At 70.1% G+C, this 11,169-nt stretch carries 11 protein-coding genes and 1 pseudogene; 2 read left to right on the top strand and 10 right to left on the bottom strand.

All coding sequences use genetic code 11. The annotated features are described in order from the left end of the window. The first annotated feature begins 91 nt into the window (after positions 1-91). Positions 92-919 (top strand): DNA-formamidopyrimidine glycosylase family protein, encoded by an 828-nt coding sequence (locus tag LNW71_RS05955; RefSeq protein ID WP_250967282.1) that lies wholly within the window; start codon positions 92-94, stop codon positions 917-919. 36 nt (positions 920-955) lie between these two features. Next, positions 956-1,720, top strand: a complete 765-nt coding sequence (locus LNW71_RS05960) for an SDR family NAD(P)-dependent oxidoreductase (protein WP_250967283.1) — start codon at positions 956-958, stop codon at positions 1,718-1,720. Here LNW71_RS05960 and LNW71_RS05965 read toward each other — a convergent pair. From LNW71_RS05965 to LNW71_RS06010, 10 genes and pseudogenes are all read right to left on the bottom strand, one after another. Then, complete coding sequence (locus tag LNW71_RS05965; RefSeq protein WP_250967284.1) at positions 1,668-1,967, bottom strand: hypothetical protein; 300 nt, start codon at positions 1,965-1,967, stop codon at positions 1,668-1,670. The genes LNW71_RS05960 and LNW71_RS05965 overlap by 53 nt on opposite strands. Positions 1,968-2,141: 174 nt before the next feature. Continuing rightward, on the bottom strand, positions 2,142-2,336 hold the full coding sequence (locus tag LNW71_RS05970; RefSeq protein ID WP_250967285.1) for a CsbD family protein: 195 nt from the start codon (positions 2,334-2,336) through the stop codon (positions 2,142-2,144). Between the two features lie 110 nt (positions 2,337-2,446). Beyond that, positions 2,447-2,917 carry a DNA starvation/stationary phase protection protein gene (locus tag LNW71_RS05975; RefSeq protein ID WP_250967286.1) on the bottom strand — a complete coding sequence of 157 codons (471 nt, stop codon included), beginning with the start codon at positions 2,915-2,917 and terminating at the stop codon, positions 2,447-2,449. Between the two features lie 208 nt (positions 2,918-3,125). Then, the gene (locus tag LNW71_RS05980; RefSeq protein WP_250967287.1) at positions 3,126-3,509 is read right to left on the bottom strand and encodes a helix-turn-helix transcriptional regulator; all 384 of its coding nucleotides are present in this window, start codon (positions 3,507-3,509) and stop codon (positions 3,126-3,128) included. Positions 3,510-3,618: 109 nt separating this feature from the next. Further along, on the bottom strand, positions 3,619-4,128 hold the full coding sequence (locus LNW71_RS05985) for a nicotinamide-nucleotide amidohydrolase family protein (protein WP_250967288.1): 510 nt from the start codon (positions 4,126-4,128) through the stop codon (positions 3,619-3,621). Beyond that, a complete protein-coding gene (gene pgsA, locus LNW71_RS05990) occupies positions 4,125-4,886 on the bottom strand; it encodes a CDP-diacylglycerol--glycerol-3-phosphate 3-phosphatidyltransferase (RefSeq protein WP_250967289.1) in 762 nt (253 codons plus the stop codon). Before pgsA ends, LNW71_RS05985 begins: the two co-directional genes overlap by 4 nt. Next, positions 4,883-6,361 carry a 30S ribosomal protein S12 methylthiotransferase RimO gene (rimO, locus tag LNW71_RS05995; RefSeq protein WP_250967290.1) on the bottom strand — a complete coding sequence of 493 codons (1,479 nt, stop codon included), beginning with the start codon at positions 6,359-6,361 and terminating at the stop codon, positions 4,883-4,885. Before rimO ends, pgsA begins: the two co-directional genes overlap by 4 nt. A 132-nt stretch (positions 6,362-6,493) precedes the next feature. Beyond that, positions 6,494-7,294 carry a helix-turn-helix domain-containing protein gene (locus LNW71_RS06000; protein WP_250967291.1) on the bottom strand — a complete coding sequence of 267 codons (801 nt, stop codon included), beginning with the start codon at positions 7,292-7,294 and terminating at the stop codon, positions 6,494-6,496. 203 nt (positions 7,295-7,497) lie between these two features. Further along, a pseudogene (locus LNW71_RS06005) lies at positions 7,498-10,303 on the bottom strand (DNA translocase FtsK). Positions 10,304-10,479: 176 nt separating this feature from the next. Further along, a complete protein-coding gene (locus LNW71_RS06010; protein ID WP_250967292.1) occupies positions 10,480-11,157 on the bottom strand; it encodes a two-component system response regulator in 678 nt (225 codons plus the stop codon). Positions 11,158-11,169 lie beyond the last annotated feature (12 nt).

The following is an 11,169-nucleotide window of genomic DNA, read 5'->3' on the forward strand; positions in this document are numbered from 1 at the left end:
ATCCTCCCGCCTGCCCGCGCCGCACGATGCGAGCGCCCCACCGGCACCGCACGCTCCCCGCCCGGCCACCCGGACCACGCATCATGGAGGTATGCCCGAAGGAGACACCGTCCTGCAGACCGCCAGGCGTCTGCACCGCGCGCTCGCCGGCCAGGTCCTCACCAGGTCCGACCTGCGCGTCCCCCGCTTCGCCACCGCCGACCTGACCGGCCGGGCCGTCCTCGACGTCGTCTCACGCGGCAAACACCTGCTGACCCGGTTCGAGGGCGGTCTCACCCTCCACAGCCATCTGCGGATGGACGGTGCCTGGCGGATCTACGCCCAGGGCGAGCGCTGGCGCGGCGGCCCCACGCACCAGATCCGCGCCATCCTGGCCAACACCGCGCACACCGCCGTCGGCTACCGCCTCCCCGTCCTCGAACTCCTGCGCACCGAGGACGAGGAGAAGGCCGTGGGCCACCTCGGCCCCGACCTCCTGGGGCCGGACTGGGACGCCTCCACGGCGCTGCGCAATCTCCTCACCGACCCCGCCCGGCCCCTCGGTGAGGCCCTCCTGGACCAGCGCAACCTGGCCGGCATCGGCAACATCTACAAGACCGAGCTCTGTTTCCTGGCCCGCGCCACCCCCTGGCTCCCCATCGGCGAACTCCCCACGGCCACGGCTGCCCTACTGGTAACCACGGCCAAACAACTCCTCGAAGCCAACCGCGACCGCCCGGAGCGCATCACCACCACCGGCGCCCGCCCGCGCACCGCCACCGGCCGGCCGTACCGCCCCGCCCGCCCGAGCGAGAATCTCTGGGTCTACGGCAGAAACCGCCGTCCCTGCCTTCGCTGCGGAACGCCGATCCGGGCGGGCGAGCAGGACGCCCGCCCCGCCTACTGGTGTCCGCGCTGCCAATCGGGCCCCACACCCTAGTTGACGCACCGTCAGATCCAGTCGTACGGTCCGGTCATGTCCCTCGCCGCGTACGACCTCACCGGCCGCTCCGCCTTCGTCACCGGCGCAGCCGGCGGCATCGGCCGCGCGGGCGCCGTTCTCCTCGCGGAGGCCGGCGCCACCGTCCACTGCGCGGATCTCGACGAGAAGGGCCTCCTGGAGACCCGGGAGCTGATCACCGCGGCGGGTGGCGAAGCCCACACGCTTCCGCTGGATGTCACCGACCGCAACCAGGTCCGGGCCGCCGTCGCGGCCGCCGGAGAACTGGACGTACTGGCCGCCGTCGCCGGGATCATGCATACGAGCAGCGTCATGGAGACCGCGGACGAGGATCTCGACCGGGTGCTCTCGGTCAATTTCAAGGGCGTGCTGTACGCCTGCCAGGAAGTGGCCCGCTCCATGGTCGCCCGCGGGGCCCCTGGGTCGCTGATCACCATGGCCTCGGGCGCTGTCGACGCCGCGAGCCCGGGCCTGCTCTGCTACAGCGCGGCCAAGGCGGCGGTGGTCCAGCTGACCAGGACGATGGCGGCCGAGCTCGGGCCGCAGGCCATTCGGGTCAACGCCGTCGCCCCCGGCTGGATCCGCACTCCCATGACCGCCCGCCACGACGCGGAGCAGCAGCACCGGACGGAGGCCACGATGGCGCGGATATCGCCGCTCGGCAGGGTCGGCGAGCCCGATGACGTGGCCCACACGCTGCTCTTTCTGGCCTCCGACGCCTCGGCCTTCATGACGGGTCAGATCCTCCGCCCGAACGGCGGCGTCGCCATGCCCTGGTAGCACGCCAGGTCCGGCCCGCTTCGCGTATCGCCTCGGCGCACCGCCGCAGCAGACCCGTGCCCGCGTCGAATATCCCGATCGGCCGGGCGGTCGCGGCCACATGCACAGGCAGGAGGCTCAGCCCCCAGCCACCCGCCGCCACCGCTCCCTCGACAAGTCCCGCGTGCGCCGGCTCCAGCACCAGCCGGAGCACGGCCCACCACCACACACCGCCGAGAACGAGCGCCGGCACCCATCGTCGTACCATGGCTGCCTCCTCCGGCCGAACCTAGCCCGGCCAGATCACCCGGCGGGAGAGCGCACCGGTGCAGAACCGGCGCGCACGGCGCAGTCGCACACCCTGGCAGTCTCACCCGCTGCCATCGCGGCCGCATCCAGAGCGGAGCCCCCACCGCTTCCGGTGGGGGCTCACAGTCCGACGTCAGTCCTTGTCGTCGGGGGTCAGGGAGTCCTTGACGCCCTCGGCGCGGTCCTTGGCCCCGCCCATGGCTCCCTTGGTCTTGCCCTTCGCCTGGTCGGCCTTGCCCTCGGCCTCCATGCGTCGGTTGCCGGTCATCTTGCCCATGGCTTCCTTGGCCTTGCCGGCCATCTTGTCCTTCGCGCTCTCGTCAGTCATTGCGACTCCTCGAATGGAGCGAACCGACATCTGCCCGAACCTGAGCAGGTCGGATGGTACGGAGCCCGGTCCGGCGGTCCGGAGCCAGGCCGGGCGAGCGGGGGTGCCGCTCAGGCGCTCTCGGCCTGGAACATCCACGCGTGCTTCTCGAGATCAGCGGTCAGCGTGATCAGGATGTCCTGGCTGACCGGATCAGGATCACCGGTCACCTCGATCCGCTCACGCATCCGGCCGATCACCACACCCAGGGCGTCGACCAGGGTGCGTACCGCGTCCACGTCCTTGATCCAGCCTTCGGGCACGGCGTCGATGGCCGTGGTCCTGGCGATCGTTCCCGACCGTCCGTCCGGGTTGACTCCCAGGGCGGAGGCGCGTTCGGCGACCGTGTCGGAGTGCAGCCGGGCGGTGTCGACGACCTCGTCGAGCTGGAGGTGCACGGACCTGAAGCGCGGCCCCACCACATTCCAGTGGACCTGCTTCGCCACCAGAGAGAGATCGACGAGGTCCACCAGTGCGCCCTGGAGCGCACCACCGACGGACTTGAGGTCGGCCTCGGTCAGCGGGCTCTTCACCACAGACATGCACGTCTCCGATCTGTATCCGTTCCGTTCAGCACCACCACGATGGCACAAACGAAGCAAAAGGGTCATCCGGGGAAGATTCTGGCGAGATCGTTCCCTGGCCTCACATACAGCGCCTGCCCGCCAGGGCTCACCTGACACATGCAGAAGCCCCGGCCGCCCCCTGAGGGGAGGACCGGGGCTCCGGCTTCAGACCGAACCGAGCGGGTCAGGCGGCGACGACATCCACCGCTTCCGCAGGCGCCTTGATGGTCACCCGTCCCGTCGGCACACCCGCCACCGAAGAAACAGAGACGGAATTGAGCCTTGGGCGCACCGGTACAGGGACCGGATCGGTGGCTGCTGCCGACTCGGCCAGTTCGGCCAGCGACAGATCATCGCTCACTTCACGCATGAGCTCGGACATCCGTACGTCAAGCGCGTCGCAAATGGCGGAGAGCAGTTCGGAGGATGCCTCCTTCTGCCCCCGCTCCACCTCGGAGAGATAGCCGAGCGAAACTCGGGCGGACGAGGAGACTTCGCGCAGAGTACGGCCTTGGCGCTGGCGCTGCCGACGCAGCACGTCACCAAGCAGGCGACGGAGCAGAATCATCGGTGGCTCCCTCCTCGGACCGCGTAGCCGCATCCTTCACGCCCCACCGTACCGCCTAGCGCTGCGGCCGTGCGGGGAGCGATGTCGTGTTCACTCAGGGCTGCAAACATCAATTCCCCCCGTTCTGTTCCGTATCCTGTGCGCTCGCGTTCCCGCCGAGTTCGCCGGAGAGCAGATCGAGCACGCTGCGTACGCTCTCTTTACGGATGTCCGCCCGGCAACCGTTCAACCGCAGCGCGGCCACTTTCCCCGCACCCCGCGGCCCTCGGACCGCGACGAACACCGTTCCGACGGGCTGTCCGTCCTGCGGCTCGGGTCCCGCGACGCCGGTCGTCGCCAGTCCCCAGTCGGCTCCCAGGACTTTGCGCACGCCTTCCGCCATCTGGGACGCGACCTCGGGATCCACGGCGCCGCGCTCCGCCAGGAGGGCCGCGTCCACGCCCAGGACTTCACTCTTGAGGGGGGTCGCGTAGGCGGTCACGGACCCGCGGAACGAGTGCGAGGCACCGGGTACGGACGTCAACTCCGCCGCGACCAGGCCGCCGGTCAGCGACTCGGCGACGGCGAGGGTCTCACCCCGCCCGACGAGCAGCCGCAGCACCTCGGCCGCGGCTGTCACCTCTCGGCCTCCGCCGCACCGCGGGCCCCTGAGGCCCCGGAGACCCGTGAGGCGCCCCCGGCGACCCCGGGAGCCTCCGCGGCCGCCGGGGCGGCCTCCTGGGCCGCTGCCGCCCGCTCCGCGGCGAGCCCCTGGCGTCGCAGCACGACGGCCTGACGCACGTAGTCCAGACCGGTGACGACCGTCAGTACGACGGCCACCGCCATCACCCAGAAGCGCAGCGTGGCCAGCGGACCGGTCAGCGCCAGGACGTACATCCCGACCGCGGTCCCCTGCGCCAGCGTCTTCATCTTCCCGCCGCGGCTGGCCGGAATGACCCCGTGCCGGATTACCCAGAACCGCAGCAGGGTGATGCCGAGCTCACGGAAGAGGATCACGCCCGTGACCCACCAGGGCAGATCACCGAGGTACGACAGGCAGATCAGCGCCGCACCCATGATCGCCTTGTCGGCGATCGGGTCGGCGATCTTCCCGAAGTCGGTGACCAGGTTGTACGTGCGCGCCAGATGCCCGTCGAACAGGTCGGTGATCATCGCGACGGCGAAGGCCGCCCAGGCGACCGAACGCCACGCGGGGTCGTATCCGCCGTTGTGCAGCAGCAGCACGACGAAGCCGGGGACCAGCACCAGCCGCGCCATGGTGAGGAGGTTGGCGATGTTCCACAGACTGGCCTGATTGACGGCCGCAGTGCCCAGCTTCCCGCCGCGGACCGGCGTCGCGCCGGAACCACCTGTCGCGGATGCGGGCGCTCCGGTCATCTGGCTACCTCCGCGAACTCACGGCATTCGGCCACCAGGTCCACGCCCTCGGTGCCGACAACCTCTGCCTCGACCATACGGCCCAGGACGAGTCCCTCGCGTGCGGTGAAGAGCACCTGGCCGTCCGTTTCGGGAGCCTGGTGCGCGGCGCGGCCCACGGCGCGCGACTCGTCCTCGGTCGCCTCCACCGACTCGACCAGCACCTGGAGCTTCTCCCCGACGCGCTCCTCGGCCCGCTGGGAGGTCAGCTCCTCGGCCAGCTGGGAGATGTGCGCGAGGCGCTCCGCGATGACGTCGGCGTCCAGCTTGTTCTCGTAGCCGACCGCCTCGGTGCCGTCCTCGTCGGAGTAGCCGAAGACGCCGATGGCGTCGAGGCGTGCACCCGTGAGGAACCGTTCCAGCTCCGCCAGGTCTGCCTCGGTCTCACCGGGGAAGCCCACGATGAAGTTGGACCGGGCACCGGCCTGCGGTGCCTTGCTCCGGATGGTGTTCAGGAGCTCCAGGAAGCTGTCCGTGTCGCCGAACCGGCGCATCGCCCGCAGCACGCCGGGGGCCGAGTGCTGGAAGGACAGGTCGAAGTAGGGCGCGACCTTCGGCGTCGAGGTCAGCACGTCGATCAGACCGGGCCGCATCTCGGCGGGCTGCAGATAGCTGACCCGGATGCGCTCGATCCCCTCGACGTCCGCGAGCTCCGGCAGGAGCGTCTCGAGCAGACGGATGTCACCGAGGTCCTTGCCGTACGAGGTGTTGTTCTCGGAGACCAGCATGACCTCCTTCACCCCCTGCTCGGCCAGCCACCTGGTCTCTCCCAGGACGTCCGAGGGCCGCCGCGAGATGAACGAGCCGCGGAAGGACGGGATGGCGCAGAAGGAGCAGCGGCGGTCGCAGCCGGAGGCCAGCTTCACCGAGGCGACGGGGCTGGTGCCGAGCCGGCGGCGCAGCGGCGCCCGCGGGCCGGAGACCGGCGCGACGCCCTCGGGGAGGTCCGCCGGGGCCGGCGTGGCCTCCTGGGCGTGTCCGGGCAAGGCCACGGCGGCGTCCTGCCGATCGGCCGGGCTGATCGGCAGCAGCTTGCGGCGGTCGCGCGGGGTGTGGGAGGCGTGGATGCCGCCGTTGAGGATGGTCTGGAGGCGGTCCGAGATGTCTGCGTAGTCGTCGAATCCGAGGACTCCGTCCGCCTCCGGCAGGGCCTCGGCGAGGTCCTTGCCGTAGCGCTCGGCCATGCAGCCGACGGCGACCACGGCCTGGGTCCGGCCGTGGTCCTTCAGATCATTGGCTTCGAGCAGGGCATCGACGGAGTCCTTCTTGGCGGCCTCGACGAATCCACAGGTGTTGACCACGGCGACATCGGCATCGGAGGCATCCTCGACGAGCTCCCAGCCGTCCGCTGCCAAGCGGCCTGCGAGCTCCTCCGAGTCCACCTCGTTACGGGCGCAGCCAAGAGTGACAAGGGCGACGGTACGGCGTTCGGGCATGGGCTCAAGACTACTTTGTCCCGGCGCTGGCCCCGCCGTGCAGGTTCGACAGTCACAGGGAGTGACAAAACGGCGAGCGCCCGGCGCGATGGCCGGGCGCTCGCCGCAGTGTGCGAACCGCTGGAACTCTGGTCAGCCGACCTCGGGGTCACCCTTGGTGTACGAGAGCCGCTCGACCTGACCGGGCTGGAACTTGTCCTCGACCTTCTTGCCGTTGACGAAGAGCTCGATCGATCCGGCGTCACCGAGGACGAGATCGACCCGCTCCTTGTCCTGGAAGGTCTTCGACTGGCCCTGCTGGAGCAGCCCGTCGAAGAGCAGCCGGCCGTTGTGGTCCTTGGCGGAGATCCAGCTCTTGCCCTGACTCGCGCTGAGCTTGACCGTCACCTTGTCCTGCGGCGCCGCGGCAATGGCGCTGTCGGAGGGGGCCGGCTTGGGATCGGCGGGCTTGCTGGTCGCCGGCTTGGGGCTGGTCTTGTCGGACGTCGGGCCTTCGGCGACCTGACCGGCCGTCGGGGAGTCGTCGCCGCCCTTGAAGAACGTGAAGCCGACGAACCCGACCACGGCGACGATGGCCGCGACCATGGCCGCGGTCCAGTTGGGCCGCCGGGGTTCGGAACGGATCCGCTCGGCTTCGAACAGCGGCGCCGCCGGTGTGGGCGCGGGACGGCCGCCGTGCTCGGCGTCGTACTGCGAAACCAGCGGTTCCGGATCGGTGGCGACGGCACGTGCGAGCGTGCGGATATGACCGCGCGCATACACGTCGCCGCCGCAGCGGGAGAAGTCGTCCTCCTCGATCGCGTGCACGATGGGGATGCGCACCCGGGTGGACGTGCTGATCTCTTCGACCGTGAGACCTGCGGCGATGCGAGCCTGCTGGAGCACTCGACCGATCGAAGGGCGGTCGTCTTCGGGGGAGTTGCCGATGGACACGGGGGCGCCTTTCGAGCGTGAGCCACCTGCTGGATGTTCAGTCTAGGGGGGTACGAAAGGGAGGGGCAACCGGGAGGGAGGACTTTGTACGCCATCAGATTCGAACAGAGTCTTATTCGCCGGACCGCTCCAGGGAAGGACATCCAGCTTTCCCTCCCTTCAACTTGACGTACGGCCCGGCGAAACGGTTGCCCGCAAAACCCTTACGAACCGGTTTCCCCACGAATCAGCGCCAACACCCCGTCGAGTTCGTCCGGCTTCACCATGACGTCGCGCGCCTTGGACCCCTCGCTGGGTCCGACGATGTTCCGGGACTCCATGAGGTCCATCAGCCGGCCGGCCTTGGCGAAGCCCACCCGCAGCTTGCGCTGGAGCATCGAGGTGGAGCCGAACTGGGTGGAGACGACCAGCTCGGCGGCCTGGCAGAGCAGGTCCAGGTCGTCGCCGATGTCCTCGTCGATCTCCTTCTTCTGCTTCGTACCGACCACCACGTCCTCGCGGAACACGGGTGCCATCTGGTCCTTGCAGTGCTGGACCACGGCCGCGACCTCGGCCTCGGTGACGAAGGCGCCCTGCATACGGGTCGGCTTGTTCGCCCCCATCGGCAGGAACAGCCCGTCACCCTTTCCGATGAGCTTCTCGGCTCCGGGCTGGTCGAGGATGACCCGGCTGTCGGCGAGCGACGAGGTCGCGAACGCGAGCCGCGAGGGCACGTTCGCCTTGATCAGACCGGTGACGACGTCGACCGAGGGGCGCTGGGTGGCGAGAACCAGATGGATTCCGGCGGCGCGGGCCAGTTGGGTGATGCGGACGATCGAGTCCTCGACATCGCGCGGAGCGACCATCATGAGGTCGGCCAGCTCGTCGACGATCACCAGCAGGTACGGGTACGGCGAGAGCTCGCGCTCGCTCCCCTCGGGCGTCTTGAGCTTGCCCGTGCGCACGGCGTGGTTGAAGTCGTCGATGTGCCGGTAGCCGAACGCGGCGAGGTCGTCGTAGCGAAGATCCATCTCGCGCACGACCCACTGAAGGGCTTCGGCGGCCTTCTTGGGGTTGGTGATGATCGGCGTGATCAGGTGCGGAATGCCCTCGTACGCGGTCAGCTCGACGCGCTTGGGGTCGACCAGCACCATCCGCACGTCCTCCGGCGTCGCCCGCACCATCACCGAGGTGATCAGGCAGTTGATGCAGGAGGACTTTCCGGAGCCGGTCGCACCGGCGACCAGGACGTGCGGCATCTTCGCGAGGTTGGCCATCTCGTAGCCGCCCTCGACGTTCTTGCCGAGTGCGACCAGCATGGGGTGGTCGTCCTCCGCCGCGTCCGCGAGCCGCAGGACGTCTCCGAGGTTGACCATCTCCCGGTCGGTGTTGGGGATCTCGATGCCGACCGCGGACTTCCCCGGGATCGGGGAGATGATCCGGACGTCGGGGCTGGCGACGGCGTAGGCGATGTTCTTGGCGAGCGCCGTGATCCGCTCGACCTTCACGGCCGGGCCGAGCTCGACCTCGTACCTCGTCACCGTGGGGCCCCGGGTGAAGCCGGTGACCGCGGCGTCGACCTTGAACTCGGTGAAGACGTTGGTCAGCGACGCGACGATGGCGTCATTGGCCGCGCTGCGGGTCTTGCCCGGGCCGCCGCGCTCCAGCAGGTCGAGCGAGGGCAGCGAGTAGGTGATGTCGCCGGACAGCTGGAGCTGCTCGGCGCGGGCCGGCAGCGGCTGCGACTGCGACCGCTCGGGCACCGGCTTGGTCAGATCGGGTACGCCTCCGGAGCCCGACGTGCTCTTCTCGGGCTTACCGGCCGGCTGCGCCTCCCTGGCACCCGGCACCGGGGTGCCGGTCCGCTCGCGCTCCACCGAGACGCCCTGGGTCAGGTCGGCGACGACCGGCGAGGGCGGCATCCCGTTGAGTACGGCCCCGTCGAGGGCGGCGGCCGCGGCGGCCGCGACGTCCACCGCGTCCATGGTGCGGTTCATCGCCGGCTGCGCGGAGGACCGGCGCGGCCTGCGGCGCTTGGCCAGGGCCTCGGCCTCCACGCGATCCGCGTCGTACACCTCGTCCGTCTCGGAGCCGCGGGCCGCGGAGCGCCGCGAGCGGGCGGGCAGCGACTCGCGCCACTGCTCGTCGTACCGCTCGTCATCGCGCTCGGCCTCCGCCTCGGGGTCGTAGACCGGCTCGAGGACGCCCAGCTTCACGCCGAGCAGCCGCAGCCGCTGCGGGATGGCGTTCACCGGGGTCGCCGTGACGACCAGCAGCCCGAACACCGTGAGCAGCAGGAGCAGCGGTACGGCGAGCACCTCGCCCATGGTGAAGATCAGTGGCTTGGAGGCGGCCCAGCCGATGAGCCCGCCCGCGTCCTGCATGGCCTCGGTGCCGTCCTCGCGCCCCGGCGACCCGCACGCGATGTGCACCTGGCCGAGCACCCCGATGACCAGGGCGGAAAGCCCGATGACGATCCGGCCGTTGGCCTCGGGCTTCTCGGGATAGAGGATCAGGCGCACGGCGATCGCGCCCAGCAGTATCGGCACCAGGAGGTCGAGCCGGCCGAAGGCACCGGTGACGAGCATCTCCACGAGATCGCCGACGGGACCGCGCAGATTCGACCAGGTTCCCGCCGCGACGATCAGCGCGAGGCCGAGCAGGAGCAGCGCGACACCGTCCTTGCGGTGCGCCGGGTCGAGGCCCTTGGCACCACGCCCTATGCCGCGGAACATCGCGCCGACCGCGTGCGCGGCACCCAGCCAGACGGCCCGCACCAGGCGGTACACACCGCCGGTGGGCGACGGCGCCGGTCGGGGCGCGGCCGTCTTCCTGGCCATCGCCTTCTTGGCGGGGCCCTCTTCGGGGGCGCGGTCTTCTTCGCAGCGGACTGCTTCGCGGGCGCGGCTTTCTTCGCCGGACCCGGGCCACGGCCGACGCGCTTCGCGGTGCCCGCCGTGCCCTGGGAACCCTTGCCGGACGTACGTGAGGCCATGGGCCGAGGTTACCGGTGTCTGCGGCGGTGAACACGTGCGCGGGCCCGTTCACCCGACCGTGTCGCCCTGCCGTAGCCGCAAACTGACGCGCCCTCACCCGCCGCCCACCGCGGCGGAACCGCCGAACAGCCGAAGCCGCCGACCAGTTGCCGCCGCGCGGACGTGAAGACGCCTGACGGGAAAGGGCGGTACGGACCTGCGCCCAGGTCGCTACGAGGGAAGCGCGGCCGGTCCGCTGCCGGTGCCGGGCTCAAGAGCGTCCAGCGCCCTGCGCAACCCGGTCAGCTTCCGCTCCAGATGGGCTGCGGTGGCCACCGCGGCGGCGTCCGCCGACTCGTCGTCGAGCTGCTTGGACAGCGCCTCGGCCTGCTCCTCGACGGCTGCGAGCCGCGCGGAGAGTTCGGCCAGCAGACCGGCGGGCTCCTTCTCGTGGTTCACGCCGGCGGGCACGCCGCCCTCGAGCTGGAGCCGCAGCAGTGCAGCCTGCTCCCGCAGCTGGCAGTTCTTCATGTACAGCTCGACGAAGACCGAGACCTTCGCCCGCAGGACCCACGGGTCGAACGGCTTCGAGATGTAGTCCACCGCGCCTGCCGCATAACCCCGGAAGGTGTGATGCGGACCGTGATTGATCGCGGTGAGGAAGATGATCGGGATGTCCCGGGTCCTCTCCCGTCGCTTGATGTGCGCGGCGGTTTCGAAACCGTCCATGCCCGGCATCTGAACGTCCAGCAGAATGACCGCAAAGTCGTCCGTGAGCAGCGCTTTGAGCGCTTCCTCCCCTGACGATGCCCGTACCAGTGTCTGATCGAGCGCAGAGAGGATGGCCTCCAGCGCCAGCAGATTCTCCGGCCGGTCATCGACCAGGAGGATCTTGGCCTTCGGCACCATGGCCCGTCCTCC

This window comes from Streptomyces sp. RKAG290 (genome assembly GCF_023701695.1).
Classification (GTDB): Bacteria; Actinomycetota; Actinomycetes; order Streptomycetales; family Streptomycetaceae; genus Streptomyces.